General features: G+C 64.2%; 28 protein-coding genes. 21 read left to right on the top strand and 7 right to left on the bottom strand.

Features of this window, described 5'->3' with window-relative positions; all coding sequences use genetic code 11:
* Positions 1-27: 27 nt before the first annotated feature.
* The 3 genes from NKH21_RS23755 (at position 28) to leuC (ending at position 2374) form a co-directional block, all read left to right on the top strand.
* Positions 28-663, top strand: coding sequence for a class I SAM-dependent DNA methyltransferase (locus NKH21_RS23755; protein WP_352867877.1), 636 nt, complete (start codon positions 28-30; stop codon positions 661-663).
* Positions 664-738: 75 nt separating this feature from the next.
* Positions 739-891 (top strand): hypothetical protein, encoded by a 153-nt coding sequence (locus NKH21_RS23760; protein ID WP_352867929.1) that lies wholly within the window; start codon positions 739-741, stop codon positions 889-891.
* Between the two features lie 73 nt (positions 892-964).
* On the top strand, positions 965-2374 hold the full coding sequence (leuC, locus tag NKH21_RS23765; RefSeq protein WP_352867881.1) for a 3-isopropylmalate dehydratase large subunit: 1410 nt from the start codon (positions 965-967) through the stop codon (positions 2372-2374).
* Between the two features lie 62 nt (positions 2375-2436).
* Here leuC and NKH21_RS23770 read toward each other — a convergent pair whose 3' ends face one another.
* Positions 2437-2748 carry a hypothetical protein gene (locus tag NKH21_RS23770; protein WP_352493166.1) on the bottom strand — a complete coding sequence of 104 codons (312 nt, stop codon included), beginning with the start codon at positions 2746-2748 and terminating at the stop codon, positions 2437-2439.
* Positions 2749-2908: 160 nt separating this feature from the next.
* Between NKH21_RS23770 and NKH21_RS23775 the strand changes: the two genes are divergently transcribed.
* The gene (locus tag NKH21_RS23775) at positions 2909-4105 is read left to right on the top strand and encodes a GGDEF domain-containing protein (RefSeq protein ID WP_352867884.1); all 1197 of its coding nucleotides are present in this window, start codon (positions 2909-2911) and stop codon (positions 4103-4105) included.
* Positions 4106-4183: 78 nt separating this feature from the next.
* The gene (locus NKH21_RS23780) at positions 4184-5404 is read left to right on the top strand and encodes a GGDEF domain-containing protein (protein WP_352668077.1); all 1221 of its coding nucleotides are present in this window, start codon (positions 4184-4186) and stop codon (positions 5402-5404) included.
* Here the strand turns inward: NKH21_RS23780 and NKH21_RS23785 are convergent.
* Positions 5388-5747 carry a hypothetical protein gene (locus NKH21_RS23785; RefSeq protein ID WP_352668080.1) on the bottom strand — a complete coding sequence of 120 codons (360 nt, stop codon included), beginning with the start codon at positions 5745-5747 and terminating at the stop codon, positions 5388-5390. The two genes, NKH21_RS23780 and NKH21_RS23785, sit on opposite strands and share 17 nt — an antisense overlap.
* 252 nt (positions 5748-5999) lie before the next feature.
* Between NKH21_RS23785 and NKH21_RS23790 the strand changes: the two genes are divergently transcribed.
* The 7 genes from NKH21_RS23790 (at position 6000) to NKH21_RS23820 (ending at position 11372) form a co-directional block, all read left to right on the top strand.
* A complete protein-coding gene (locus NKH21_RS23790; protein ID WP_352867888.1) occupies positions 6000-6380 on the top strand; it encodes an RAD23 family protein in 381 nt (126 codons plus the stop codon).
* Positions 6381-6623: 243 nt separating this feature from the next.
* Positions 6624-7043, top strand: coding sequence for a succinate dehydrogenase, cytochrome b556 subunit (gene sdhC, locus NKH21_RS23795; protein ID WP_292663224.1), 420 nt, complete (start codon positions 6624-6626; stop codon positions 7041-7043).
* Between the two features lies 1 nt (position 7044).
* Entirely contained in the window at positions 7045-7440 is a 396-nt protein-coding gene (gene sdhD, locus NKH21_RS23800) for a succinate dehydrogenase, hydrophobic membrane anchor protein (RefSeq protein ID WP_352468070.1), read from the top strand.
* A gap of 3 nt (positions 7441-7443) precedes the next feature.
* Positions 7444-9282, top strand: coding sequence for a succinate dehydrogenase flavoprotein subunit (sdhA, locus tag NKH21_RS23805; protein ID WP_352867892.1), 1839 nt, complete (start codon positions 7444-7446; stop codon positions 9280-9282).
* Positions 9283-9284: 2 nt separating this feature from the next.
* Entirely contained in the window at positions 9285-9722 is a 438-nt protein-coding gene (locus tag NKH21_RS23810) for a DUF3052 domain-containing protein (protein ID WP_352668085.1), read from the top strand.
* On the top strand, positions 9722-10501 hold the full coding sequence (locus NKH21_RS23815; protein WP_292663232.1) for a succinate dehydrogenase iron-sulfur subunit: 780 nt from the start codon (positions 9722-9724) through the stop codon (positions 10499-10501). The genes NKH21_RS23810 and NKH21_RS23815 overlap by 1 nt, the downstream gene beginning before the upstream one ends.
* 232 nt (positions 10502-10733) lie before the next feature.
* Positions 10734-11372, top strand: coding sequence for a YceH family protein (locus NKH21_RS23820; RefSeq protein ID WP_352867896.1), 639 nt, complete (start codon positions 10734-10736; stop codon positions 11370-11372).
* Positions 11373-11624: 252 nt separating this feature from the next.
* Here NKH21_RS23820 and NKH21_RS23825 read toward each other — a convergent pair whose 3' ends face one another.
* The gene (locus NKH21_RS23825) at positions 11625-12050 is read right to left on the bottom strand and encodes an OsmC family protein (RefSeq protein ID WP_352643715.1); all 426 of its coding nucleotides are present in this window, start codon (positions 12048-12050) and stop codon (positions 11625-11627) included.
* A 225-nt stretch (positions 12051-12275) separates the two neighbouring features.
* Here NKH21_RS23825 and NKH21_RS23830 point away from each other — a divergent pair, with 225 nt between their 5' ends.
* From NKH21_RS23830 to NKH21_RS23840, 3 genes are all read left to right on the top strand, one after another.
* Entirely contained in the window at positions 12276-12512 is a 237-nt protein-coding gene (locus NKH21_RS23830) for a hypothetical protein (protein ID WP_352668090.1), read from the top strand.
* 2 nt (positions 12513-12514) lie between these two features.
* Entirely contained in the window at positions 12515-12871 is a 357-nt protein-coding gene (locus tag NKH21_RS23835) for a YciI family protein (protein ID WP_352668092.1), read from the top strand.
* Between the two features lie 119 nt (positions 12872-12990).
* The gene (locus tag NKH21_RS23840) at positions 12991-13518 is read left to right on the top strand and encodes a hypothetical protein (protein ID WP_352540843.1); all 528 of its coding nucleotides are present in this window, start codon (positions 12991-12993) and stop codon (positions 13516-13518) included.
* A gap of 263 nt (positions 13519-13781) precedes the next feature.
* Here the strand turns inward: NKH21_RS23840 and NKH21_RS23845 are convergent, their stop codons facing one another.
* Positions 13782-15026, bottom strand: a complete 1245-nt coding sequence (locus tag NKH21_RS23845; RefSeq protein WP_352867927.1) for a ubiquinone biosynthesis hydroxylase — start codon at positions 15024-15026, stop codon at positions 13782-13784.
* A gap of 100 nt (positions 15027-15126) precedes the next feature.
* Here NKH21_RS23845 and tesB point away from each other — a divergent pair, with 100 nt between their 5' ends.
* The 6 genes from tesB (at position 15127) to NKH21_RS23875 (ending at position 22655) form a co-directional block, all read left to right on the top strand.
* The gene (gene tesB, locus NKH21_RS23850; protein ID WP_352867901.1) at positions 15127-16002 is read left to right on the top strand and encodes an acyl-CoA thioesterase II; all 876 of its coding nucleotides are present in this window, start codon (positions 15127-15129) and stop codon (positions 16000-16002) included.
* A 219-nt stretch (positions 16003-16221) separates the two neighbouring features.
* Entirely contained in the window at positions 16222-16560 is a 339-nt protein-coding gene (locus NKH21_RS23855; protein WP_023679755.1) for a P-II family nitrogen regulator, read from the top strand.
* 49 nt (positions 16561-16609) lie between these two features.
* The gene (locus NKH21_RS23860; protein WP_352480032.1) at positions 16610-17932 is read left to right on the top strand and encodes an ammonium transporter; all 1323 of its coding nucleotides are present in this window, start codon (positions 16610-16612) and stop codon (positions 17930-17932) included.
* A 323-nt stretch (positions 17933-18255) separates the two neighbouring features.
* On the top strand, positions 18256-20904 hold the full coding sequence (locus NKH21_RS23865) for an FtsK/SpoIIIE family DNA translocase (RefSeq protein WP_352867904.1): 2649 nt from the start codon (positions 18256-18258) through the stop codon (positions 20902-20904).
* Between the two features lie 130 nt (positions 20905-21034).
* A complete protein-coding gene (locus tag NKH21_RS23870; protein ID WP_352867907.1) occupies positions 21035-21718 on the top strand; it encodes an outer membrane lipoprotein carrier protein LolA in 684 nt (227 codons plus the stop codon).
* 130 nt (positions 21719-21848) lie between these two features.
* On the top strand, positions 21849-22655 hold the full coding sequence (locus NKH21_RS23875) for an exodeoxyribonuclease III (RefSeq protein WP_352867909.1): 807 nt from the start codon (positions 21849-21851) through the stop codon (positions 22653-22655).
* 20 nt (positions 22656-22675) lie between these two features.
* Here NKH21_RS23875 and NKH21_RS23880 read toward each other — a convergent pair whose 3' ends face one another.
* Genes NKH21_RS23880 through NKH21_RS23890 form a run of 3 tightly spaced genes read right to left on the bottom strand, consistent with a single transcriptional unit; the run spans position 22676 to position 25855 of the window.
* Complete coding sequence (locus tag NKH21_RS23880) at positions 22676-23527, bottom strand: TIGR01459 family HAD-type hydrolase (protein WP_352867912.1); 852 nt, start codon at positions 23525-23527, stop codon at positions 22676-22678.
* A complete protein-coding gene (locus tag NKH21_RS23885) occupies positions 23524-24810 on the bottom strand; it encodes an FGGY-family carbohydrate kinase (protein ID WP_352867915.1) in 1287 nt (428 codons plus the stop codon). Before NKH21_RS23885 ends, NKH21_RS23880 begins: the two co-directional genes overlap by 4 nt.
* A 1-nt stretch (position 24811) precedes the next feature.
* Positions 24812-25855, bottom strand: a complete 1044-nt coding sequence (locus tag NKH21_RS23890; RefSeq protein WP_352867918.1) for a class II aldolase/adducin family protein — start codon at positions 25853-25855, stop codon at positions 24812-24814.
* Between the last annotated feature and the right edge of the window lie 17 nt (positions 25856-25872).

The raw sequence follows: 25872 nt of genomic DNA on the forward strand, positions 1-25872 counted from the left end.
TACCATCGAGCGGACCGGGGAGGACCCATGATCATCGACAAGGCCAATGCGGCGCTGGAAGCGGTTTACACGGCCGACACGCCTGAGGCGCTCGCCAAGGCCTATGCGCAATGGGCCGCGACCTATGACGGCGAAACCGCGGCGCTCGGCTATCTCCTGCCGTTCCTCATCACCGCCTGGGTGGCGCGCCACGTGCCGCCGGGCGAAGGGCCGCTCCTCGACGCCGGCTGCGGCACCGGCCTGTCGGGGCCGTCGCTCAAGGCGCTCGGCTACCACGATATTGCCGGGCTCGACCTGTCGCAGGACATGCTGAAAATCGCCGGCAGCCGGCAGGCCTACAGCGAGCTGAAACAGGCGATGCTCGGCGGGCCATTGCCCTGGCCGGACGGGTATTTCCGCGCCTTCTTCTCGACCGGCGTGTTCACCATCAGCCACGCGCCGGCGTCGGCCCTGCATGAACTGGTACGCATCACCAGGAAGGGCGGCCACGCCATCTTCACGGTCCGTGACCAGGTGTTTGAAAGCGGCGGGTTCAAGGCTGTGCTTGGCGAACTGGAGCAGGCGAAAAAATGGCGGCCGGTCGAGGAGAGCCCATGGTTCCGCTGCTATGCGATCGCCGAGCCCGACGCGCTGGTGAAAACGTTTGTGTTCGAGGTAATTTGAGTAAGCTTGGCGGTTGCTCCTCGCCCCCGCAAAGCGGGGGAGAGGAACCCAGGTTTCGCGCCACGCACCCGCCGATTGCTGAAAAGCCAAAACATTGATATGAGCAACGCCATGGAAGAGCTTTTTGGCGATCCGGCCTATAAAGGTTTCGTGCTGCAGGACAGAAAACGCCTGCCGTCGCGATTTTCCGCGCGCGTCTGCGGGGCGCTGACCAGCCGACTTAGCTAGGGCGGACTCGCCAGGCTGTTTCGCCGGGCCGACCGGCGTCCTTTTCCCTTTTTAAATCGACGGATTTACGCAAATGAGCGCACCGCGCACCCTCTATGACAAGATTTTCGACGACCATGTCGTCGACCGCCAGGACGACGGCACCTGCCTGCTCTATATCGACCGCCATCTGGTCCACGAAGTCACCAGCCCGCAGGCTTTCGAAGGCCTGCGCATGACCGGCCGCAAGGTTCGGCATCCGGAAAAGACGCTGGCCGTGGTCGACCACAATGTGTCGACCTCGCCGGAACGCAAGTTCGGCATCAAGAACGAGGAAAGCCGCATTCAGGTCGAGGCACTGGCCAAGAACGCCAAGGATTTCGGTATCGAATATTATTCCGAGAAGGATATCCGCCAGGGCATCGTCCACATCATCGGTCCCGAGCAGGGCTTTACGCTGCCCGGCATGACCATCGTCTGCGGCGACAGCCACACCTCGACGCATGGCGCGTTCGGGGCGCTGGCGCATGGCATCGGCACCTCGGAAGTCGAGCATGTGCTGGCGACGCAGACGCTGATCCAGCGCAAGGCCAAGAACATGCTGGTGCGCGTCGACGGCGCACTGCCGGAAGGCGTCACCGCCAAGGACACCATCCTCGCCATCATCGGTGAGATCGGCACGGCCGGCGGCACCGGCTATGTTATCGAATATGCCGGCGAGGCGATCCGCGCGCTGTCGATGGAAGGCCGCATGACGATCTGCAACATGTCGATCGAAGCCGGCGCGCGCGCCGGCCTGATCGCGCCCGACGAGACCACCTTCGCCTATGTCAAGGACAAGCCGCGCGCCCCCAAGGGCGAAGCCTGGGACGCCGCGCTCGCCTATTGGAAGACGCTGCAGTCCGACGAAGGCGCGCATTTCGACAAGGTGGTCGTGCTCGACGCGGCAAAACTGCCGCCGATCGTCTCCTGGGGCTCCTCGCCCGAGGACGTGGTCTCGGTGCAAGGCATCGTGCCGAACCCGGACGATATAACCGACGAGAACAAGCGCACGTCCAAGCAACGCGCACTCGATTATATGGGCCTGAAGCCGGGCACCAAGATCACCGATATCGAACTCGATCGCGTCTTCATCGGCTCCTGCACCAATGGCCGCATCGAGGATCTGCGCGCCGCCGCCAAGGTGATCGAGGGCAAGAAGGTCAACCCGCGGGTCAGTGCGATGATCGTGCCGGGCTCCGGTCTGGTCAAGGAACAGGCCGAGGCCGAAGGCCTAGACAAGATCTTTGTCGCCGCCGGCTTCGACTGGCGTGAGCCGGGCTGCTCGATGTGCCTTGCCATGAACGACGACCGGCTGAAGCCGCATGAGCGCTGCGCCTCGACCTCGAACCGCAATTTCGAAGGGCGCCAAGGCTTCAAGGGCCGCACGCATCTGGTATCGCCGGCAATGGCGGCGGCGGCAGCGATTGCCGGCCATTTCGTCGACATCCGCGAGTGGAAATAGGGCAGGGGCTCTCGCGCAGTTAGATATGAGGTGCCCGAGCCGCAATGCGGTTCGGGCATTCTTCAGCCGGGCCGCCTGACGAATTCGTGGAATCCCTCACGGCGGCCGGGTTGATCCTTTGCGACGACCAGCGCCAGTTCGCGCTCGTCGAAGAGTTTGAACCATTCGTCCCATTCGACCAGTTCATAGCCGCCGGCATTGACTGGGCGTTCGGCCTCATCCTGGTCCTGGTAGGCATGCTGGCCGAAGACCAGCCTCAGCATGGGCTGCGTTCCGGCTTCGGGCGACACGTCGACGATCGCCGGAAAGCCGGCGCGCGCCGCGGCCCATGAGCGAATTGCATCGTGATCGGTCAGCATGATCGTGTCGGCCATCGGAGCGTCTCCTGGTTGCCGTCGTGAAACGCCGCTCGCCGTTCGCGGTTCCGCCCAGCGGCCTTGTCGACGCACCCGTCGTATATTCGCTTTCGCTTAACCGCTTGTTTGGGCTTCCGCTCTAACGTCTCCTGAGGGAAGCGAGGGGAAATTACAGCGCTTGGACACCGGACTGCTCATAGCGCTGCTCAATCCAGCTATCGCCCTCACACTCGGCACGGCATTTCTCGTGCTGTGGTTCCATCAGCGTCACCGTCCCTATCTGGCTGTGCTGGCGGCGGGCTACTCGGCTTCGGCCGCAGGCTTCCTGCTCCAGTATTTCACGCTGCCGGTCGGTATGGCGCCCACCAAGCTCATCTCGATCCTGTGCTTCACCTTTGCCACCTGCTGTCTCGCCGGCGCGGTCATTGCGCGCTACGGGCGGCGCGTGCCTTACCCGGCGGTCGGCATTCTGGCCTGCGGCGGACTGGCCGCGTTCTCGTGGTTTCTTTTTGCCCGGCCGGATCTCACCTGGCGCATCCTTGCAATCAATTTCAGCTTCGGGGGCATCAGCCTGGTTGTCGCCGCCGAGTTGCGCGTGGTGCGCAACAACGGCCCGACGGAAATGATCTTGTTCGTGCTGTCGCTGCTTTCCGGCCTGAACTTCCTGGCGCGGACCCTTGCCGTCGTCATCGCGCATGGGCCGTTCACCAGCTATGAAGGGCTTTACACCTCGTCCTACTGGACGACGGCGCTGCTGTCGCATGCATTGCTGTCGCTGCTTATTGCACTTTGCCTGTTCGGCGCCGCCGCGCTGGATGTGATGAAGGCCCTGAAGACCGAAACCCTGACAGACCCGCTGTCGGGGCTGCTCAACCGCCGCGGTTTCGAAGAGCGTGCCACGGTGGTCCTGCAGCACTGTGCCACGGCGCGGTTGCCGGTTACGCTGGTGCTGGCCGATCTCGATCATTTCAAGGCACTCAACGATCAGCATGGTCACGCGGCCGGCGATCGTGTCATCGCTGACTTCGCCGCCAAGCTTCTATCGGCTGCAGGTACGGGTGGCGTTGCCGGCCGCATCGGCGGCGAGGAGTTTGCCGTGCTTTTGCCGCTCAGCGACCTTGGCGCGGCGAGACTGTTTGCCGAAACCATTCGCACGCTCTATTCGGCGGGCAGAATCGACGGGCTTCCGCCCGAGACAAGGGTGACCGCGAGCTTCGGCGTGGCCGCCCGCACTAGCGACGAAGGGCTGGACCCGCTGATGCGCCGTGCCGACGAAGCACTCTACAAAGCCAAGAGGAATGGCCGCGACAGCGTGTGCCTGTCCTATCAGCGGCCTGAAACAGTCGTCCTTCCCAATCGGACCAGTGCTGGCTGAGCGTCAGCGGCGCCGTCGAATTAACGTCTTTTTCGCGCCTCGGTGATTTGCTGTTCGGCGGGGAGTGCCAAAAACGCCATGGGCAGCGCTAATTTCATCCTGGTGATCAACCTGTTCGTTGCCGGGCTGCTGGCGGCGGCCTTCATGACGATCGCGGTCTATGACGCCGGCCGGGTGTCGGCGCGCTGGCTGGCGTTCGGCTATGTGCTCGGCATGGCTTATTTCGCGATCGAGTTCAGCATTCCTGCCTTCGACAATGCGCGTCCCGTGGTTGTCGCCGCCTTTGCCGCCTTCCTCGGCGCTACCGTCGCCTTCAATGGCGGGCTTGCCCATAAATACCGCGTTTCGCCGCCTTGGCCGCCGATGCTGTTCTTCCTGGTCTTCGCCACCCTCGCGGTCTACTTCGTCCAGGACCTGCCACGCCAATCCTTTGTGCGAATGGCGGCCTACCAGCTTCCCTATGCGGCCATGCAATTCACCGGGCTGGCGATCGTCTTGTCGTCCAGGCAAAGACGCGAGCGGCTCGACTATATGCTGATGGCTGTCCTGGCGGCCAGCACCTTGCAGTTCGCCAGCAAACCCTTCATCGCCCATGCGCTCGGCGGCTGGGGTGCCAACCCGCAATCTTATGCGCAGACCAGTTACGCGTTGGTGTCGCAGTCGATCGGCACCGTGTTCGGCCTGGCGCTTGCGCTGGTGACGCTGGCTATCCTGGTCCGCGACGTGCTCGCCGAGGCGACGTCGAAGTCGGAAACCGATACGCTTTCACGGCTGCTCAACCGTGGCGGCTTCGAGCGCCATGCCGAGATCGCACTGCGCGACGCCATGCGGCGGGCCGTTCCAGCGGCACTGGTCATTGCCGATCTCGACCATTTCAAGCGCATCAACGATACTTACGGCCACGCGTCCGGCGATCGGGTCATCGAGACCTTTGCCGGTTTTCTCCGCGATGCCGCGGCCGACCATCATGTTGCCGGCCGCATCGGCGGCGAGGAATTCGCTATTTTCCTGCCAGGGACCAATCTAGCCGCCGCCCGGCTCTTTGCCGAGGGTACGCGTAGCGCCTTCGGTGCCACGCCGATCGACTGCCTGCCCGCGGATCACCGCTGCAGCGCCAGTTTCGGCGTTGCCGAGCTTGGTCCGGGCGAAAGCTTTTCCGACCTGCTGCGGCGCGCCGACAAAGCGCTCTATCAGGCGAAGGGCAGCGGCCGCGATTGTGTGCGTGTCTCGGTGGGGTCGGCTGTTGCCCAGCCGGCAGCGGTGGCAAAAGGCGGCGTGGCCGTCAGCGGCAGGGGCTGAGCTCCGGCATTTCGCCGTCGGAGAGGCCGTACATATAGCTGCGGCCCTTGACGAAAACCGGCGGCCTGTAGCAGTCGCCGCCGCGGACATCGTCCGATTCGTTTTCGTAGATCACGTCGGGCTGGCCGGCGCTGGTGTAGGCGGACAATTCCTTGGCGAGCTTGCCCTCGCCGACGAGGATACGCTTGTAGCCGGCGGCGCTTTCGATGACGAGATTGCCGAAGGAATCGGCATAGACGCGGTCGTGGTGACGCGTCCCGGCGAGTGCTGGTGCGGCGATGCCGAGGGCGAGCGCCGCCAATAGGAACCAGGGAAGGCGCGATCCTGCTGAATTCGAATGCATGGCGTGCTGCTCCTTTGCTGAGAGGCAAGCCTCCTCGAATCAGAAATTAACCTTTTATTAACCTTTGTTAAGAGGGCAACGGCAGCCGGGGCGAGGTCTCGGAAAACATGGTTAATTTCGAGCACCCACCGGCCATCATTCGGCCATGCCGTGTTCCCACCATCGCCGGCATCGAGCGCGACTCAAAAAGCATGAAAATCCGGGGGCTTGCCGGAGCATCGCGGCGGGTTCGATGCGCGGGAGAAAAGCAGCATGAGATTACGCCGCACGTTTCGGATGGCGCTGGCCATTCCGCCGCTGCTAACCGCCGCCGCCTGCGCGCCGCAGACCAGCGCGCCCAAGCTCGGCAATACGCCCGCCGCTTCCGTGTCGCTTGCTCCCGCCGCTAGCGAACCGACGGCACGGCAGCCGCGCACTGCAACCTACAAATGCGCCGACGGTAGCGTGATGACCATCGAGAACCTCGGCACGTCGGTGCGCGTCCTCGGCCCCGACGGCACCAGCGCCGAGCTGCCGGCCTCACCGGCCAATCAGACAAGCCGCTACGGCGAGGCGCATGACGCAATCGTGATCGATGGGCGTGATGCGCTGGTGATGAAGGGCGGTGCATCACCGCTGGCCTGCAAGCGCTGATCCGCCCCTTGCGCCAGCCATATTTTTGCAGTGCAGCGACATTGTGCCGGCTCAAGGCAACAGCCCTAATCGATTGAAGCTGAAAGCCTCGCTTTCGTCAGACTAAATTACGTTTTCGAAACGGTTTTCCGGCTTTGACGCGGTGCAAAAAGAGCATTAGAAACCGGCTGTCCGAAGTCGCAACCGGAAGCGGCAATGCCGCATTTCCACCTGAGGCTCCAGAGACGCCGAACTGGGGGAGCCATGAGCAAATCACCAGCCACCCGCGAATTTGCCAGACGCGAACGGCCGCTTTCGCCGCATTTGACCGTCTATCGGCCGCCGATCACCATGACGATGTCGATCGTCCACCGCATCACCGGCGGGGCGCTCTATTTCGGCACGCTGCTGGTCGCCCTGTGGCTGATGGCGGCGGCGAGCTCGGAGGCGACCTTCAATGCTGTCAACTGGGCCTTCGGCTCGTGGCTGGGACGGCTGGTGCTGTTCGGCTACAGCTGGGCGCTGATGCACCACATGCTGGGCGGTGTGCGCCATCTTATCTGGGACACTGGGGCAGGGCTGGAAAAGCATACGGCCTCGAGGATCGCCTGGGCGACGCTGGCCGGCTCGGTCACGCTGACGCTGCTGATCTGGATTGCCGGCTACATGGCGCGGGGAGCCTGACATGAACGGCAAGAACACCGACATGCGCACGCCGCTGGCCAAGGTCCGCGGCCTCGGTTCCGCCCGCGAGGGTACCGGCCATTTCTGGCGCCAGCGGCTGACGGCCATCTCCAATATCCCGCTGGTCCTGTTCTTCGTCGGCTTCCTGATCGCACTCAACGGCGCCAGCTATCTCGAGGTGCGCGCCGCACTTGCCAATCCGTTCGTGGCACTGGTGCTGGCGCTGGTGTTGTTGTCGGTGCTCTACCACATGCGGCTCGGCATGCAGGCAATCATCGAAGACTATGTGCACGGCGAAGGCGCCAGGCTGGCGCTGCTCGCCCTCAACACATTCTTTCCCGTAGTCGTCGGCGTCGCCTCGGTCTTCGCCCTGCTTAAACTGGCATTTGGAGGCTGAGTTTTGGCCAAGGACGCTAAGAACGCCAACACGGCTTCCGCCTATAGCTATGTCGACCACAAATTCGACGTCGTGGTCGTCGGCGCCGGCGGCGCCGGCCTGCGCGCCACGCTCGGCATGGCCGAACAGGGCCTGCGCACCGCCTGCATCACCAAGGTGTTCCCGACGCGCTCGCATACGGTGGCGGCGCAGGGCGGCATTGCCGCCTCGCTCGCCAATATGGGGCCAGACAACTGGCAGTGGCATCTCTTCGACACGGTCAAGGGCTCGGATTGGCTGGGCGACACCGACGCGCAGGAATACATGGTGCGCGAGGCGCCGGCGGCGGTCTACGAGCTCGAGCATTACGGCGTTCCCTTCAGCCGCACCGAGGACGGGAAAATCTACCAGCGGCCGTTCGGCGGCATGATGATGAATTTCGGCGAGGGGCCGCCAGTGCAGCGCACCTGTGCGGCCGCCGACCGCACCGGCCACGCCATGCTGCACACGCTCTACGGCCAGTCGCTGAAGCACAATGCGCAGTTCTTCATCGAGTATTTCGCGCTCGACCTGATCATGGAGCCGGACGGAACCTGCACCGGCGTCGTCGCCTGGAACCTCGACGACGGCACCATCCATCGTTTTTCGGCCAAGATGGTGGTGCTGGCGACAGGCGGCTATGGCCGCGCCTATTTCTCGGCCACTTCGGCGCATACCTGCACCGGCGATGGCGGCGGCATGGCCGCACGCGCAGGCCTGCCGCTGCAGGACATGGAGTTCGTGCAGTTCCACCCGACCGGCATCTACGGCGCCGGCTGCCTGATCACCGAGGGCGCGCGCGGCGAGGGCGGCTATCTCGTCAATTCCGAGGGCGAGCGCTTCATGGAGCTTTACGCGCCGTCAGCCAAGGACCTGGCTTCCCGAGACGTGGTCTCGCGCTGTATGACGCTGGAGATCCGCGAGGGCCGCGGCGTCGGCCCGAAGAAGGATCACATCTTCCTGCATCTCGACCATCTCGACCCGGCCGTTCTGCACGAGAGGCTTCCCGGTATCTCGGAATCGGCAAAGATCTTTGCCGGCGTCGACCTGACCAAGGAACCGATACCGGTGCTGCCGACGGTCCACTACAATATGGGCGGCGTGCCGACCAACTACTGGGGCGAGGTGCTGAACCCGACGGCGTCGAATCCGGACCAGGTGTCACCCGGGCTGATGGCGGTCGGCGAGGCCGGCTGCGCCTCGGTGCACGGCGCCAACCGGCTGGGCTCCAACTCGCTGATCGACCTGGTGGTGTTCGGCCGCGCGGCGGCGATCCGGGCCGGCCAGGTGATCGACCGCACCTCGGCGATCCCATCGCCCAACGAGGCTTCGGTCGAAAAGATCATGGATCGCTTCGACCGGCTGCGTCACGCCAACGGCTCGACGCCGACAGCGGTTTTGCGCGAAAAGATGCAGAAGGCGATGCAGGAGGACGCAGCGGTGTTCCGCACCCAGGAATCGCTGCAAAGCGGCTGCAGGCGCATTTCGCAGCTGTGGGGCGAGCTCAAGGACGTGAAAGTGTTCGATCGCTCGATGATCTGGAACTCCGATCTGGTCGAGACGCTGGAGCTGGAAAACCTGATGGCCAACGCCATCACCACCGTCTACGGCGCCGAGGCGCGCAAGGAAAGCCGCGGCGCGCACGCGCGGGAGGACTTTTCGGCCCGCGACGACGCCAATTGGCGCAAGCACACGCTGGCCCGGCTCAACGAGGCCGGCGAGGTGGCGCTCACCTATCGGCCGGTGCACACCGAGACGCTGCTCAAGGAGGCAGACGGCGGCATCAACCCGGCCAAGATCGCGCCAAAGGCCAGGGTGTATTGATCATGGCGGTGGCGGCAGCTGGATATTCCGGCACACCCCTTCCAGCCAAGCTCGGCCTGAAGGACGGGATGATTGCCGCCTTCGTCGCCTTGCCGCCCGAACTGGACGACCTTGCCGAAGCCGTGGATTTTGCCGGGCTCGACCGGCTGGCCAACTGGTCGGCGATTTCGGGCGTTCATCAGAAATATGATGCGGTGCATGCTTTCGCCCGGCAGCGTGTCGAGATCGAGGACCGTCTTGGCGACGTCGAAGCGGCGATCAAGCGGGACGGCATGGTCTGGGTGTCATGGCCAAAGAAGGCATCGAAAGTGCCGACCGACGTCACCGAGGACGTTATCCGCGCCGAGGCGCTGAAGCTCGACCTCGTCGACGTCAAGGTCGCCGCCATAAACGAGATCTGGTCCGGGCTGAAGCTCGTCATCCGAAAGGACCTGAGGTAATGGTCGAACTCACGCTCCCGAAAAACTCGAAGATCATGGCCGGAAAAACCTGGCCGAAGCCGGAGGGCGCGACCAATCTGCGCGAATACCGTATCTACCGCTGGTCGCCGGACGATGACGAGAACCCGCGCATGGACACGTATTTCGTCGACATGGACGATTGCGGGCCGATGGTGCTCGACGCGCTGCTCTGGATCAAGAACAAGATCGACCCGACCCTGACGCTGCGCCGCTCCTGCCGCGAAGGCATTTGCGGCTCCTGTGCCATGAACATCGACGGGTCGAATACGCTGGCCTGCACCAAGGGCTGTGACGACATTTCCGGCGCGATCAAGGTCTATCCGCTGCCGCACATGGCCGTGGTCAAGGACCTGGTGCCCGACCTCACCAATTTCTACGCCCAGCACGCCTCGATCGAGCCGTGGCTGAAGACGGTATCGCCCGAGCCGGCCAAGGAGTGGCTGCAGAGCCACGAGGACCGCGAAAAGCTCGACGGGCTCTACGAGTGCATATTGTGCGCCTGCTGCTCGACCTCCTGCCCGAGCTACTGGTGGAACGGCGAGCGCTATCTCGGCCCGGCGACGCTGCTGCAGGCCTATCGCTGGCTGATCGATTCCAGGGACGAGGCGACGGGCGAGCGGCTCGACAACCTCGAAGACCCGTTCCGGCTCTACCGCTGCCACACCATCATGAACTGCGCCCAGACCTGCCCCAAGGGGCTCAACCCGGCCAAGGCGATCGCCGAGATCAAGAAGATGATGGTGGAGCGACGGGTTTAGGGTTGCGGGCGGGATTGTCTCATCCGCAGCGATCCTTCGCGCCCCCCTCTGTCCTGCCGGACATCTCCCCCACGGGTGGGGAGATTGGCTGCCATCACGGCTTTCGCCAATCTCCAAGGTTGAAGGATGACGCGGTGTCGGCGAAGCTGCCGATCTCCCTCCTTGTGGGGAAGATGTCCGGCAGGACAGAGGGGGGCGCTGTCCCGCCAGCCTCAGAAAGGATTGTAGCCCAATGAGCGATGACCTTCCCATCCTCTCTCCCATCGAAGCGCGCGTGCTCGGCTGCCTGATCGAGAAGAAGGAGCTGACGCCGGATGTCTATCCGCTGACGCTCAATGCGGCACTTGCGGCGGCCAACCAGAAAACGGCGCGCGAGCCGGTGATGTCGGTCGAACTTGGCGAGGTCAGAAGGGCGCTTGGCCAGCTCGAGCAGAAGGGCCTCGTCAGGCAGGTGTTCGCGTCGCGCGTCGAGCGCTACGAGCATGTCGTGGCGCAGCGCTTTTCCCTGACCTCGGCGCAGATCGCGCTGCTCGGCCTGTTGCTGCTGCGCGGCCCGCAGACGGCCTATGAATTGCTGGCACGAAGCGAGCGTATGGCGCGGCTGCCGTCGATCGACGAGCTTCGCGGCAACCTCGATCTGCTGATCGGCCGCCGGCCACCGTTGGTGCAGCAGATCGATCGCGGGCCAGGCCAGCGCGAAGATCGCTATGTCCATCTGCTCAGCGGGCCAGTGGAGGCGTTGGCGGCCCCGGCGCCATGGCAACCACCGGCAGCGGCGCCCGACCTCGAAGCGCGCGTGCGTGCGCTGGAGGAAGAGCTTGCGGCGCTGCGTGCACGCCTCGAGGTGCTCGCTGGCGAAAGAAGCCAATAATCATTCGAGATGTCGGAGGGACAGCGCCCCCCTCTGTCCTGCCGGACATCTCCCCCACATGGGGGGAGATTGGATGTCACGTCGGCCTTCGCCAATCTCAAACGTTGAAAGATTGCGGGACGGCGAAGCTGCCAATCTCCCCCCTCGTGGGGGAGATGTCCGGCAGGACAGAGGGGGGCGCGACGGATCGCCAGCCTCTGGAAAAGCAAAACGCCGGCTCTGGGCCGGCGTTTTCCTGGCAAAGTGGTCTGCTCACCCGAGCCTGGCGTCGAGCGATACTTTGATGGCGCCGAGCGCTTTTGAAACCGGGCATTCGGCCTTGGCCTTCTCGGCCAATTCCTTGAACTTGGCGGCATCGATGCCCGGTACCTTGCCGACCAGCGTGATCGCGCTGCCAGTGATGCCGGTGCCGGGAACCAGCGTTACCACGGCCTTGGCGTCGAGCTCGGCGGCCGGAGTGCCGTTCTCGGCGAGAAAATGCGAAAGCTGCATGGCGTAGCAGCCGGCATGGGCGGCGGCGATCAGCTCCTCCGGGTTGGTGCCGGATTTGCCGCTCTCATCCTCGAAACGCATCTTGGCTGAATAGGGCGTGCCCTTCAGCGTCCCGCTCTGGGTTTCGAGTGTGCCTTTGCCTTCCTTGAAACTGCCTTTCCAAACGGCGTTGGCGGTGCGGTCCATCAATTCCTCCTTGATTGTCGTGGCTGAGCCCGTGATCGGCATCCAGTCGACTATAGCGCGCGCGGGAGCGAAGGCCACCCGCGCTTTCGTATCGGCGGCAGCATGGTCGGGCAAAATCGCTCGGGAAAATATCGCAAAAAAATATGCGTGCAAAAAATGTCGACTTCCATCTGTCCCGGCCGTCCTGCGGGCGGCCATGAAATTGGTGGCCGGATGGAGGACCACATGAACAATCTGTTTTCTGCTCACCCGACAAGCACCAGCCACAGGGCCGGTGAACAACAAGCCGACTGGTCGCGCGTGCCGCCTTCCGGCTTCGGCCGGCTGCTTGCGGCGATTGCCATCATCGGCATTGCGGTGTCCTTTCTGGATTATGCAGCGGGGCTCGACTATGCCGCCGCCAAAGGCCCGGCCAATGTTTCCGTAGCCTCGTCCTACGGTCCAACCCAGGAATGGAGGTAAAGATGAAATACGTTTGCCTGGTCTACGGTGAAGAAAAAGATCTCTACGCAATGACGCCTGCGAGGCTAGCCAAGCTCGACGCCGATTCACTGGCCTATGACAGGTCGGTGGCGCAAAGCGGACGGCTGGTCATAGCGCAGGCGCTGCAATCGGTGAAGACGTCGAAGACCGTGCGCCGGCGCAAAGGCAAGCGGCTGGTTACCGACGGCCCCTTCGCCGAAACCAAGGAGCAGTTGCTCGGTTTTGTCATGATCGAGGCCGAGGATCTCGACGAGGCGCTGGAGATCGCCGGCGGCATTCCGCTGGCCGAAATCGGCACGATCGAGGTGCGGGCGATCTACAACGTGCCGGGGTCGTAGGGATGTCGGCGGCCGGCGACTGGCGCAGGCTGTCGGTTTCTTCAATCGGCGCAACTTTTGCGTGTTGAAGCGAAGCAATACTTCTCCTATCGTCGCCCGAGATTGGGGGATCTTGGGGCATGCATATATTGATTGCTGCAATCGGCCTGCTGGGGGCAGCGGCGTTCTGGTGGTACCGGCTGAAGACCATGAACGACGCGGCGCGTGAGGTTGCCGACGTCGTTGGCCGCGTCCAGGGCAACGTCCGCCGCAAGAAACTGCGCAAGCAGGCGGCGCTCTCGCCGCTGACGGCGATCGACGATCCGGTCGTGGCCGCCGCGACGCTGATCACCGCCATCGTTTCCGAACATGGTCCTGTGCTGCCGCAACGCGAAGCTGCCATTCGATCGGTGATCTCGGAGATTGCCGACAAAAAACAGACCGATGAAGCGGTGATCTACGCCAAATGGGCGGCATCGCAAATCGACGACGCCACGGTCGTCATCGACAAGCTGGCACCGTTCCTGCGGGAACGGCTCGACGCGGCCGAAAGGAGCGATCTGCTGCGGATGGTCAGCCGTGCGGCGGAAGCCGGCGGGCAAAACCTGCAGATTCCCGACCAGCGCATGCTGCGACTGCGCCAGAAGCTGGGCTTCGAGGTCAACTAAGTTCCCTGACACGGAAATTTGGCAGACCGCATGGCGATTAAGCCGAGACGCCTGATCGCTTCGTCATCCTGGCGCGAAGCAAGGAGCGAAGCGACGCGGCGCAGACCCCAGGATCCATGCCGTGACCTTAAGGCGTCGCGACGGTGCAGAATTCTGCTCCGCTGCATTCTTCGTCTCAGGTCACGGCATGGATCTTGGGTCTTCTCTCCGCTTCGCGTTGCTACGCCCAAGGATGACGAAGTTGGGGGAGCATCAGGGCCTGTTTAGATCGCCTCGCCTTTCAATAGTTTCGGCGTGTCGCCGGACAGACCCGACGCCTGGCGGATGAAAAAGCCCTTCAGCCGCGGCATGCGCTCGACGAGGCCGAGGCCGATGTCGCGCAAAGTGCGCAGCGGGCCGAAATCGTTGGAAAACAGCCGGTTCAGCACATCGGTGGTGACGCCCATCTGCACCGTGTCGAAACGCCGCCATTGCTGGTAGCGCTCAAGCACGTCCAGCGCGCCGATGTCCTGGCCGAGCCGGTCGGCCTCGACCACCACTTCCGCCAGCGCCGCCACGTCCTTGAAGCCGAGATTGAGACCCTGGCCGGCGATCGGGTGGATGCCGTGGGCGGCATCGCCAGCCAAGGCGATGCGTGGCGCGACGAACGCGCGCGCAATGGTCAGCCCGAGCGGCCAGGCGCGGGGCCTGTCGGCGATATGGATTTCGCCGAGCTTGAGGCCAAAGCGGTGCTCGAGCTCATATTCCAAGACCAGCGTGTCGCCACTGACCAGCTTTTCGGCATCCTGCGACCGTTCGACCCAGACGATCGACGAACGGTTGGTGCCGTCCTTGCCCGGCTTCAGCGGCAGCGTGGCGAAGGGACCCGCGGGAAGGAAATGCTCTTCGGCGCGGCCGTTGTGCGGCCGCTCATGCGCCACCGTGCAGACGATGCCGGACTGGCCATACTCCCATTTCACCGTCTTGATGCCGGCCATGTCGCGCAGCTTCGAGTTGACGCCGTCGGCGGCGACCAGCAGGCGCGCTTTCAGCGTCGCGCCATCGGCAAGATGCACGGTGATGCCGGCACCGTTGATGTCGAAGGCGCTGACGGCGACGCCTTCGATGATGCCGATGCCGAGTTGTTCGGCGCGCCGGCGCAAGGCGCCGTTCAAATCCTTGTTGGCGACCATATGCGCAAAGGGTTCTCCGGGCGCGATCTCGCCGTCGAAGGTGAGGAACACTGGGCGGACCGGATCGGATGTGCGTGAATCGGTGACGATCATTTCGGTAATCGCCTGTGCCTCCGGCGCGATCTCGTTCCAGACGCCGAGCTGGTCGAGCATGCGGCACGCGGCGGCGGCAATCGCCGAGGCGCGGCCGTCCTTTTGCCAGACCCCGGCGGGTGCTGCATCGACGACGGCAACGGCAAGGCTCGGCCGCGCCTGCTTCAGCGATACGGCGGCGGCCAAGCCGATATAGCCGGCGCCGGCGACCAGAACGTCGAGCGAATTCTTGCTGTCGACCATGGCAATTCCTTTCGCAGCCTGACTGTCGCCGGGCATTCCGCCCTTGACTGCTCGCTGTTCCTGTCGGAAACCGCCATGGTAATTTTGCGGCGAGGTCAAGATGACGGCAGCCATGGACGAGCTTCTCGGCATTCTCGACCTCGAGCAGCTGGAACACAATCTGTATCGTGGTCGCAGCCCCAAGCTCGACTGGCAGCGCATCTTCGGCGGCCAGACCATCGCCCAGGCGCTGGTCGCCGCGCAGCGAACGGTCGAGCCCGAGCGCCATGTGCACTCGCTGCACGGTTATTTCATGCGGCCGGGCGACACCAAGGTGCCGATCATCTACGAGGTCGACCGCATCCGTGACGGCGGCTCCTTCACCACGCGCCGCGTCGTGGCGATCCAGCACGGCCAGGCGATCTTTTCGCTGGAAGCCTCGTTCCAGCAGGATGAGGTCGGCCTGGAACATCAGGTGCCGATGCCGCAGGACGTGCCGGCGCCCGACACGTTGCTGTCGCAGCGCGAGTTGCTGGGCAAGTTCGGCGAAGCGGTGCCCGACGGCATCAAGCGCTATTGGGAGCGCGACCGGCCGATCGAGATGAAGCCGGTGATGCTGAAGCATTATACCAGCCGGGAAAAGCTCGAGCCGAAGCAGAACATCTGGATCCGCACGACCGGCCCGGTGCCGGCCGACCGCGCCACGCAGGCGGCCGTGCTCGCTTACCTCTCCGACATGACGCTGCTCGACACCTCGACCTTTGCCCATGGCCGCGCCATTTTCGATCGCGATATCCAGGCGGCCAGCCTCGACCACGCCATGTGGTTCCACCGCAGCCACCGGCTCGACGACTGGATGCTGTACACGCAAGACAGCCCGTCGACGCAAGGATCGCGCGGCTTTACCCGCGGCTCGCTGTTTGCGCGCGACGGCACCTTGATCGCCTCCGTTGCCCAAGAAGGACTCATCCGGCTGAAGCGGCCGCCTGCGGAGTAGGCATTTTTCGAAATTTGCCTATTTTTTGAGCATATGCACTGCCGCGCCTGTGAACAGGCAGTCGGCAAACCTTCCCGATTTCGTTGTTTAACAACAGCTTAATACCCTGCTTCGGCAATTGGCACGGAGCTTGAATCCTAGCGGGCACTCTCCGGCTCTCATGGGGATCGGCGAAGTCGTGCAAACGCGGGGACCCGCAACAGCAAAGGGTGAAACCTTATGAAGATCGTGATGGCAATCATAAAGCCGTTCAAGCTCGACGAGGTGCGCGAGGCGCTCACCGCAGTCGGCATCCAGGGCCTGACCGTCACCGAGGTAAAAGGCTACGGACGGCAGAAGGGGCACACGGAAATCTATCGCGGGGCGGAATACGCGGTCAGCTTCCTGCCGAAGATCAAGATCGAAGTCGCGGTCGCTGTCGACATGGTCGACAAGGCCGTCGAAGCCATCACCGCGGCGGCCAAGACCGGCCAGATCGGCGACGGCAAGATCTTCGTTTTCGGCATCGACCAGGCGGTGCGCATTCGCACCGGCGAAACAGACACCGACGCGCTTTGAGCTGCGGATACGTATTCCAATGGAGAGTTCAATGAATATTCCTTCCACCTTGAAGATAACGGGACGCGCGGCCGTTTTGGGCTCGCTCGCTCTCGCTGCACTGGGCACGGTTGCTGCGTTCGCGCAGGAAGCGGCACCGGCAGCACCGGCTGCCCCTGCACCCGCGCTCGACACCGGCAACACCGCCTGGATGCTGACCTCGACGGCGCTGGTGCTGATGATGACCATCCCGGGCCTGGCGCTGTTTTATGGCGGCATGGTGCGCAAGAAGAACGTGCTCGCCACCATCATGCAGAGCTTTGCCATCACCTGCCTGGTGACGGTGCTGTGGTTCATGTTCGGCTATTCGCTGGCCTTCTCGGATGGCGGCGGCATGAATGCCTATCTGGGCGGCTTCTCGAAGTTCTTCCACAACGGCATCACCACCTCGTCGCTGTGGCTGCCGGGCGTGGCTAACATCCCTGAGTTCGTCTTCTCGATGTTCCAGATGACCTTCGCCATCATCACGCCGGCGCTGATTGCCGGCGCCTTCGCCGAACGCATGAAGTTCTCCGCGCTGCTCATCTTCATGGGCGCGTGGCTGCTGGTGGTCTACGCCCCGATCGCGCACTGGGTGTGGGGCGGCGGCTTCCTCGGCACAGCCGGCGTTCTCGATTTCGCCGGCGGCACGGTCGTTCACATCAATGCCGGTGTTGCCGGCCTGGTCTGCGCGCTGGTTCTCGGCAAACGTGAAGGCTACGGCACCACCAACATGGCGCCGCACAACCTCGTCTACTCCGTCATTGGCGCTTCGCTGCTGTGGGTCGGCTGGTTCGGCTTCAACGCCGGCTCGGAACTGGCTGCCGACGGCCTTGCCGGTGCCGCGATGCTGAACACCCAGGTTGCCGCAGCCGCTGCGGCGCTCGCCTGGATGTTCGCCGAATGGATCGTCGCCAAGAAGCCGAGCGTTCTCGGCATCATCTCGGGCGCCGTTGCCGGCCTGGTCGCGGTGACGCCGGCTTCCGGTTTCGTCAATCCGACCGGCGCCTTCATCGTCGGCATCGTCGCCGGCGTGCTGTGCTACGTCTCGGCCGTCAAGCTCAAGCACGCGTTCGGCTATGACGACTCGCTCGATGCGTTCGGCGTGCACGGCATCGGCGGCATCATCGGTGCATTGCTGACCGGCGTGCTTGCCGATCCTGCGATCAACAGCCTCGGCTCGGGTGCTTCTGTCGGCAAGCAGCTCTACGGTATCGTCTTCACCATCCTGTGGACGGCGATTGCGAGCTTCGTGATCCTCTACATCGTCAAGGCGCTGGTCGGCCTACGTCCTTCCACCCAGGAAGAGGTCGAAGGCCTCGACATCAGCCAGCACGGCGAAGTGGTGCCGTAAGGTTTATTGGCTGGCACCGGCGTTTTGCCGGTGCCGGGAAGATCCCGTCGTGATGCTCCCGAAAGGGCTCACGCATTGAGGCCCGGAAACCTTCCGGGCCTCTTTTTTGTGTGCGGGCGACCGTGATGGCTCGATCACAACCGCTTGATCAAAGGTGGCTCGAGCCGCCGGCGGCGTGAAACAGCGGCCGCAGCTGCGCCCGTTCCGGCGACGCAGATGCCCATGGTTAATGCGCCCTTAACCTTCCCGCCGCTAGTCTGACAGCCGAATCTGCCGTGTTGCGCGTCCGCGCCCCGGCCGGGCAACGACAGACGAGGAAGAGCATGCGTTCAGGGGCTTCAGCACCGCTTGCGCTGGCCGATACGGGGCACGGCATCCGGTCGTTCGCGAGGCGCCAGGTCGGGCGGCTGGTCGGTGCCGGGCTGTTTGCTCTCGTTGGTTTCGGCGTCGCCGCCCTTGCCACCTGGAACGTCGCCGATCCGAGCTTTTCGCATGCCACCGACAATATCGTCACCAATGCAATGGGTTATGCGGGTGCGGTCTTTTCCGACATTGCCATGCAGTTCTTCGGACTTGCCGCCGTCGCGGCGCTGGTGCCGGCGGTGATCTGGGGATTTCTGCTGTTTACCGCGCGCGGCGTCGACCGGCTGCCGAAACGGGCGCTGGCCTGGTTCGGGTTTTCGCTGCTTGGCGCGGCAATTGCCGGCTGCGTGGTGCCGCCCAAGACCTGGCCGCTGCCGACCGGCCTCGGCGGCGTATTCGGCGATATGGTGCTCAACATTCCCGGCCTGGTCATCGGCGGTTATCCGACCGGCCTCGTCGCCAGCGTGCTCGCCGTGCTCCTGGCAGCGCCGGCGCTGTGGGTATTCTTGTATGGCTCGGCGCTGATTTCACGCAAGAACGGCTTCGCCGTCCTCGAACAGCCTGCCGTGCCCGACCCGCAGGACGACCTGCTTTTCGACAATGAAGAGGACGAGGGCGACGAAGGCATATTGGCGCTTGGCGCCATCACCCACTGGTGGCTGTCGCTGCGGGCCTATCTGCGCCGCCGCGCCGCGCGCCGGCGCGAGCGCGACGATTTCGAGCCGGAGATGGAGCCGCGCCCCAGCGCCTGGCGGCGGGCGGCCGAACGGGTCGAATCGGCCGAGTTCGCCGAGGCGCGGATGAGCCCGGGCGGGCGCGCCCGCGTCGAGCCGGAATTCTTCGCCGCCATGGTCAACGACCGCAGTGCCTCGATCGACCCCGACGATGCCGACGTCTTCGACGATGACGATGACATGGATTTTGCACCGGAGCCCGTGGGCCAACGGCGCAGCGCCCCGACAGCGCAGGTTCAGAATTTCCGATCCGATGCGGCGACGCGCGTCGCAGCGCCGGCGCCGCGGCCGGCACCCGGCGCCCGGGTCCAGCGCGAGGCGCAGACCACACTGATCGGCTCGGAAAGGTTTGAAATGCCGTCGCTGCATTTCCTGTCCGAGCCGAAGAATGTCGTGCGCGATGCCAGCCTGTCGAAGGACGCGCTGGAGCAGAATGCCCGCCTGCTCGAGGGCGTGCTGGAGGATTTCGGCGTCAAGGGCGAGATCATCCATGTGCGTCCCGGCCCGGTGGTCACGCTTTATGAACTGGAGCCGGCGCCCGGCATCAAATCGTCGCGGGTCATCGGCCTTTCCGACGACATCGCCCGCTCGATGAGCGCGATCGCCTGCCGTGTCGCCGTGGTGCCAGGCCGCAACGCCATCGGCATCGAGCTGCCGAACGCCAAACGCGAGACCGTCTATCTCAGGGAGATACTCGCCAGCCGCGATTTCGAAACGACAAAGTCCAAGCTGGCGCTGGCGCTCGGCAAGACCATCAATGGCGAGGCGGTGATCGTCGACATCGCCAAAATGCCGCACGTGCTGGTCGCCGGCACCACCGGCTCGGGCAAGTCCGTCGCCATCAACACCATGATCCTGTCGCTGCTCTACCGGCTGACGCCGCAGGACTGCCGGCTGATCATGATCGATCCAAAGATGCTGGAGCTCTCGGTCTATGACGGCATTCCGCATCTCCTGACACCGGTCGTCACCGATCCGAAGAAGGCGGTGGTGGCGCTGAAATGGACCGTGCGCGAGATGGAGGACCGCTACCGCAAGATGTCCAAGGTCGGCGTCCGCAACATCGACGGTTTCAACGCGCGCGTGCAGCAGGCCGAGAAAAAAGGCGAAAGGATCTCCCGCACCGTGCAGACCGGCTTCGACCGCCAGACCGGCGAAGCGATCTACGAGACGGAGAACCTCGACCTCGAGCCGATGCCCTACATCGTCGTCATCATCGACGAGATGGCCGATTTGATGATGGTCGCCGGCAAGGACATCGAAGGCGCGGTGCAGCGCCTGGCGCAGATGGCTCGCGCCGCCGGCATTCATGTCATCATGGCGACGCAGCGGCCGTCGGTCGACGTCATCACCGGCACCATCAAGGCGAATTTCCCGACCCGTATCTCGTTCCAGGTGACGTCGAAGATCGACAGCCGCACCATCCTGGGCGAGCAGGGCGCCGAACAGCTGCTCGGTATGGGCGACATGCTCTACATGGCCGGCGGCGGCCGCATCCAGCGCGTGCACGGTCCCTTCGTCTCCGACGACGAGGTGGAGAAGATCGTCGCGCATCTGAAGCTGCAGGGCGTGCCGGAATATCTCGACGCCATCACCGAGGACGACGACAAGGATGACGATGAGCCGTCGGGCAAAGGCAGTGGCGGCGGCGACGGTGGCAATTTCGAGGATTCCGACGACCCCTACGACCAGGCGGTCGCGGTGGTGCTGCGCGACGGCAAGGCCTCGACCAGCTACATCCAGCGCCGGCTCGGCATCGGCTACAACCGCGCCGCCTCGATCATCGAGAAGATGGAGAAGGAAGGCATTGTCGGCCCGGCCAATCATGCCGGAAAACGCGAAATCCTGGTGCCGACGGAGGACGACAAGTTCTAGAGCCCGCGCCGGCAACTTTGAACCTTTTGGCGCGTTGCAACGGACGGGCGCCGTGCGGCCCGCCAAACTTAAGCCCAACTGGGGGGCCAGACCAATATAACGAGCAAGCAATCAGATGATGGTGACCGGCATGAAAAACGCAGCTTTCGCCCCAAGCAGGGATTTCGCCCCAACCCGCCGGCAGGTGCTCGGCCTCGGTCTGGTCCTGGCCGGTGCGGCGGCCGCCAATCTCGTGCCCGGCTTCCAGCTGCTGGCGGCGGCGCAAGCAGCGGTTCCGGCGACGGCGCAGAAGATCGCCGATCATTTCTCCTCGGTCAAATCGATGAGCGGCGAGTTCGTGCAGTTCGGACCCAAGGGCGAGCAGACCGGCGGCAAGTTCTTTCTGGAACGGCCGGGCAAGATCCGCTTCAATTATGATGGCGCCTCGAATTTCAGGGTGATTTCCGACGGCAAGTCGGTGGTCATCCTCAACAAGAAGCTGCGGACCTCTGACCTCTACCCGCTGTCGAAGACGCCGCTGAAGCTGCTGCTCGACGACAAGATCGATCTCTCGGGCGGACGCGTCAGAAGCGTCAAGGAAGAGGACGACCTCACCACCATCCAGCTTGCCGACAAATCGGTGTTCGGCAATTCGAAGATCACCATGATGTTCGATCCGAAATCCTATGAATTGCGGCAGTGGACCATCACCGATGCGCAAGGCAAGGATACGACGGTGATGATCTTCAACACCAAGGAGGGCGTCAGCTTCGCCCCCGACACCTTCGCCATCGACTATACGGCGAACCGCGAGCTGAACACCAAGACGCGGTAGCTTTCTACCGCTAAGGGGCCTTCCGCGTTGGTGCGGGCGGCTTGTTTTTGCGGTGCGCGGCTGGCAGTAGTTTCCGCGATTGACTTCCGTCGGAGCCATCCGGCGGATCTTGCGTTGTCCGGAACCCCACATGCCGTTTTCCATCGCTACCTGGAACATCAACTCCGTCCGGCTGCGCATGCCGATCGTCGAGCGCCTGCTGGTCGAGCAGGCGCCGGACGTGCTCTGCCTGCAGGAAACCAAGGTTCCGGACGAATTGTTTCCGGAGAAGGCGTTCCGCAAGCTCGGCTACGAGCACATCGCCTTCCATGGCCAGAAGGGCTATCACGGCGTTGCGACCATAGCGCGGCGGCCGATCGAGGTGGTCGAAAAGCGCCGCTTCTGCGACATCGACGACAGCCGACATCTGTCGGTCACCGTGAACGCCGGCGGCAAGACGATCCTGCTGCACAATTTCTACGTTCCGGCCGGCGGCGACGAGCCCGACCCGGCCGTCAACCGCAAGTTCAAGCACAAGCTCGATTTCGTTGCCGAGATGAACGCCGTGCGCGCCGAGCATGGCGAGCACTCCGGCTCGATCTTGGTCGGCGACCTCAACATCGCGCCGCTCGAGCACGATGTCTGGTCGCACAAGCAGCTCCTCAACGTCGTCAGCCATACGCCGGTCGAGACGGAAAACTTCGAGGCGATGCGGCTCGCCGGCAACTGGATCGACCTGATGCGGCTCAATGTGCCTTACGAGGAGAAACTCTACACCTGGTGGAGCTATCGCGCCCAGGATTGGCAGGCCTCAAATCGCGGCCGCCGCCTCGACCATATCTGGTCGTCGCCAAACCTGGTGTCGCATTTTGCCGGCTATGAAATCCTGCGGCCGGCGCGCGGCTGGGAACGGCCCTCGGACCATGTGCCGGTGATCGGTCGTTTCAACCTCGATTAGCTTTGTTTCGCCTTAACAACTCAGCGAAACCTGAAGCTATCCGCGATGTAGTCGGGACGGGCGTTGAGCGTGGCGAAAACGTCCTCGAGGTCAGGCGCCCCCGCCAATATGCCCGACAGGACCAGCGTCGTCGCGACGCCGACGCCGTTGCCGCCGGCGATGTCGTGCTCGACGCTGTCGCCGACGCAGACCACGCTGTCGCGCTCCGGGTGGCCCGCCAGTGCCAGCGCGGCCTCGAATATCTGCGGATTGGGCTTGCCAATGCGCGCCACGCTGCCGCCGAGGCTCTCATAGAGATCGGCGAGCCGGCCGGCGCCGAAGCGAGGGCCGACGGCAGTCAGCATGATCTTGTCGGGATTGGTGCAGAAGCATGGCACCCGGCGCGCCGCCGCCGGGCCAAGAAGCCGGCGATAATGGTCGAGGTCGTAGCGATCGCCCTCGCTGGCGGAAATCAGCACCAGTTCGGCATCGTCGCCGTCCCTGGCCAGGACGAAGGGCAGGCCGTCGACAGCCGAACGGTCATTGTCGCGGCGGATCAGCAGGCATTTTGTCTGCGGGCGCAGGGCTCCGGAGGCCGCCATTTGGTGGAAGGAGCGCCACGCCACCTCGCCGGAGGAGACAAAGTGATCCCAGCTTCCCGGTTCGAAGCCGAGCTTCAGCAGGCGGCGCTCATTGGGTTGCGCCCGCTTGCCGGAATTCGAGATCAGCACGATGGTCTTGCCGGCGCGCTTGAGTGCCGACAAGGCTTCGACAGCACCTGGATAGGCGCTGGTGCCGTCGTGCAGCACACCAAACTGGTCGAGCAGGAACACCTGATAGCGGTCGATCAGTGCGGCGATGCCGTCGAGGTGTTGAATTGCCTTGGCCGTCATAAAAGCCCCGCTGCGCTTGCGCCCATCAGCGCCAGCCGCGCCGTGCCGGCAGCGGCCTCCTCCGAAAAAGCCGGTACGAGAGCGACGCCGAGCTTGCGCTGCCGGATCGCTGTCCAGGCCGGATTGGCCGCACCGCCGCCGACGCTCCTGACCGATGTCAGCCGGGGTGCGCCGAGTTCGGCAAGCCGGCGATAGCCGAGCGCTTCGATCGCCGCAATACCCTCGAACATCGCTTTCAGATAATCGGCGTCGTCGGCGGGCCGCGGCTCGAGGCGGGGCGGCAGCGCCGGATCGGCTATGGGGAAGCGTTCGCCCGGTTCCGGCAATGGGTAATAATCGAGGCCGGTCTCGGTCGCCGGGTCGATCTTCTTGCTGAGTTCGACAATGCGGGCAACGGGGAAATGCTGGGCCAGCACCTTGCCGCCGGAATTCGAGGCGCCGCCCGCCAGGTACGTGTCACCCAGCCTATGGCTGTAGATGCCGAATTGCGGCGCCGAGATCGGCCGGTCGGAGAGGATCTTGATGGTCAGCGATGAGCCGAGCGCGGTAACGCCGTCGCCGACTGTCGTGGCGCCTGTCGCCAGGAACGAGGCGCAGCCATCCGTCGTGCCGGCAACGATAACCACGTCGCGCGGCAGGCCGAATATTTTCGCAGTGCTGGCGGTAAGCGTGCCCGTGACATCGCCCGGCCGCACGACCCCAGGCAGGAATTCCATGCGCATGCCGGTCGCCGCGATCCAGTCCGGCCAACGCCGGGCCTCGACGTCGTAGCCGGTCTTCAGGGCGTTGTTCTCGTCGCTGACATCGAAGCGGCCGGAAAACTGTCCGGCGATCCAGTCGGCCTGATGCAGCACAGTGGCGACGCCGGGCAGGTGCTGGAAAGACAGCGCCTTGGCGAGACCGGACGTCGCCCCGAGTGCAGCGCTCGTTGCCGGTGCCGCGCCGGCTATTGCAGTCAGGATAGTGTCGTCAGCGACCTTGTCGTTGTACATCAGCGGTTCGGCCAGCGGTCGCCCGGCGCGGTCGACCGGCAGCAGCGTGCCCGACGTACCGTCGACGGCGATCGAGTGCACTGCCGCGCGATCGATACATTTGAGCAGTTCCGCCAACGTCGCGCCGACCGCCTCCCACCATATGGCGGGGTCGCGGCCGTTCGGCCCAAATCGCTCGAGGGCAATAGCGGAATGCGCGGCAATGGAAAAATCCGGACGCATGGCGACGGCGCGCGCGCCGGATGTGCCGATGTCGATGCCGACGGCAAGTGGGCCAGACGAAAGCGGCATGTCAGCTGCCTCCGGCATTGAGTTTCTGGCGATATTTTTCGGCATCCCAGTTGATCAGTTCGTCATTCTCTGCCGCTGTCAGATAATTCAGCTTCGCCGCGACATCGACCCGCGCCGTCACGTCGGCGAGGCAGCGCTGCATGGCGTCGGCACCGGCGCCGGCGTCGCTGCGCATCAGCACGCCGAGGCCGGGAAACAGGATCGCCACGGGTGCGGCGCCGCAGCGCTCGATGACGCGCTTCACATCCTCGCCCGGTCTCGCCACGACCGAACCCTCGCCGAGAAAGATGACATGGTCGGGGTAGAGGCTGCCCCCTGACGCCATGCGGCAGCTTTCGGGGTCGATCGCCACCGCATGCGCTTCGACTTCGGCCGGCAGTCTGTAGGCGCTGCCGCCGGCGCGCGCCGTCAATGCCGCGATGTCCGGTTCCGCCACCTGGCGCGGCGGCCGCGCCAGCAGCCGTGTCACACGCCGCAGCAGCATGTCGGCCGCGGCGACGGTCTCGGCCGCAACGACCAGACCGTGATTGCCGAGGATCAGGATATCCACGCCTGGCCGCAGGCGCTCGGCGATGCCCTGGGCAAGCGGCAGTCCCGGCCGGCGATAGGGAACATACGCCCATTGGTGGCCGTCGAGCCGCCTGGCGGCCTCGGCCTCGCAGTCGGCCTGCACGGCCAGCGAAATGGTCTCGACGCAGTGGACATGCAAAACGATGCGCTGCCGCATCAGCGCATGCACGGTGGTCTCGATCGACGGGCGCAAGCCGCGTGGGTTGAGGGCGCCGACGGTGAAGGCCTGTGGCTGTTCGGCGGCCGGGTCGCCCCGTTCGATGGCGTCGAGCAATGGCGGGATGCCGACCGGCACCATGATGTCTGCGGTGAGCGCGTCCTTCAGCCAGGTGCCGGAGGCCTTGATCCAGAGCGTGTCGCCGGCTTTCAGCGAGGTGTTGCCGCCGGCGGCCTGGGTCAGATGCGGGTCGCTGCCGATCTCGGCCGAAAGCGACCGCAGCGCTGCCAGTTCCTGCGCATCCGCACTGATCGTCATCGAAATTCCTCCACACA

It is taken from the genome of Mesorhizobium sp. M1329 (assembly GCF_040318035.1).
Classification (GTDB): domain Bacteria; phylum Pseudomonadota; class Alphaproteobacteria; order Rhizobiales; family Rhizobiaceae; genus Mesorhizobium.

What these genes read in the sequence shown, in the direction of transcription:
- NKH21_RS23790 (WP_352867888.1), top strand. Translation starts at nt 6,000, where the DNA reads ATGAGATTACGCCGCACGTTTCGGATGGCGCTGGCCATTCCGCCGCTG.
- NKH21_RS23755 (WP_352867877.1), top strand. Translation starts at nt 28, where the DNA reads ATGATCATCGACAAGGCCAATGCGGCGCTGGAAGCGGTTTACACGGCC.
- NKH21_RS23825 (WP_352643715.1), bottom strand. Translation starts at nt 12,050, where the DNA reads ATGGACCGCACCGCCAACGCCGTTTGGAAAGGCAGTTTCAAGGAAGGC.
- NKH21_RS23835 (WP_352668092.1), top strand. Translation starts at nt 12,515, where the DNA reads ATGAAATACGTTTGCCTGGTCTACGGTGAAGAAAAAGATCTCTACGCA.
- NKH21_RS23810 (WP_352668085.1), top strand. Translation starts at nt 9,285, where the DNA reads ATGGCGGTGGCGGCAGCTGGATATTCCGGCACACCCCTTCCAGCCAAG.
- NKH21_RS23880 (WP_352867912.1), bottom strand. Translation starts at nt 23,527, where the DNA reads ATGACGGCCAAGGCAATTCAACACCTCGACGGCATCGCCGCACTGATC.
- NKH21_RS23780 (WP_352668077.1), top strand. Translation starts at nt 4,184, where the DNA reads ATGGGCAGCGCTAATTTCATCCTGGTGATCAACCTGTTCGTTGCCGGG.
- sdhC (WP_292663224.1), top strand. Translation starts at nt 6,624, where the DNA reads ATGAGCAAATCACCAGCCACCCGCGAATTTGCCAGACGCGAACGGCCG.
- NKH21_RS23830 (WP_352668090.1), top strand. Translation starts at nt 12,276, where the DNA reads ATGAACAATCTGTTTTCTGCTCACCCGACAAGCACCAGCCACAGGGCC.
- NKH21_RS23785 (WP_352668080.1), bottom strand. Translation starts at nt 5,747, where the DNA reads ATGCATTCGAATTCAGCAGGATCGCGCCTTCCCTGGTTCCTATTGGCG.
- NKH21_RS23815 (WP_292663232.1), top strand. Translation starts at nt 9,722, where the DNA reads ATGGTCGAACTCACGCTCCCGAAAAACTCGAAGATCATGGCCGGAAAA.
- sdhD (WP_352468070.1), top strand. Translation starts at nt 7,045, where the DNA reads ATGAACGGCAAGAACACCGACATGCGCACGCCGCTGGCCAAGGTCCGC.
- NKH21_RS23890 (WP_352867918.1), bottom strand. Translation starts at nt 25,855, where the DNA reads ATGACGATCAGTGCGGATGCGCAGGAACTGGCAGCGCTGCGGTCGCTT.
- NKH21_RS23770 (WP_352493166.1), bottom strand. Translation starts at nt 2,748, where the DNA reads ATGGCCGACACGATCATGCTGACCGATCACGATGCAATTCGCTCATGG.
- NKH21_RS23875 (WP_352867909.1), top strand. Translation starts at nt 21,849, where the DNA reads ATGCCGTTTTCCATCGCTACCTGGAACATCAACTCCGTCCGGCTGCGC.
- NKH21_RS23840 (WP_352540843.1), top strand. Translation starts at nt 12,991, where the DNA reads ATGCATATATTGATTGCTGCAATCGGCCTGCTGGGGGCAGCGGCGTTC.
- NKH21_RS23820 (WP_352867896.1), top strand. Translation starts at nt 10,734, where the DNA reads ATGAGCGATGACCTTCCCATCCTCTCTCCCATCGAAGCGCGCGTGCTC.
- tesB (WP_352867901.1), top strand. Translation starts at nt 15,127, where the DNA reads ATGACGGCAGCCATGGACGAGCTTCTCGGCATTCTCGACCTCGAGCAG.
- NKH21_RS23865 (WP_352867904.1), top strand. Translation starts at nt 18,256, where the DNA reads ATGCGTTCAGGGGCTTCAGCACCGCTTGCGCTGGCCGATACGGGGCAC.
- leuC (WP_352867881.1), top strand. Translation starts at nt 965, where the DNA reads ATGAGCGCACCGCGCACCCTCTATGACAAGATTTTCGACGACCATGTC.
- NKH21_RS23870 (WP_352867907.1), top strand. Translation starts at nt 21,035, where the DNA reads ATGAAAAACGCAGCTTTCGCCCCAAGCAGGGATTTCGCCCCAACCCGC.
- NKH21_RS23855 (WP_023679755.1), top strand. Translation starts at nt 16,222, where the DNA reads ATGAAGATCGTGATGGCAATCATAAAGCCGTTCAAGCTCGACGAGGTG.
- NKH21_RS23845 (WP_352867927.1), bottom strand. Translation starts at nt 15,026, where the DNA reads ATGGTCGACAGCAAGAATTCGCTCGACGTTCTGGTCGCCGGCGCCGGC.
- NKH21_RS23885 (WP_352867915.1), bottom strand. Translation starts at nt 24,810, where the DNA reads ATGCCGCTTTCGTCTGGCCCACTTGCCGTCGGCATCGACATCGGCACA.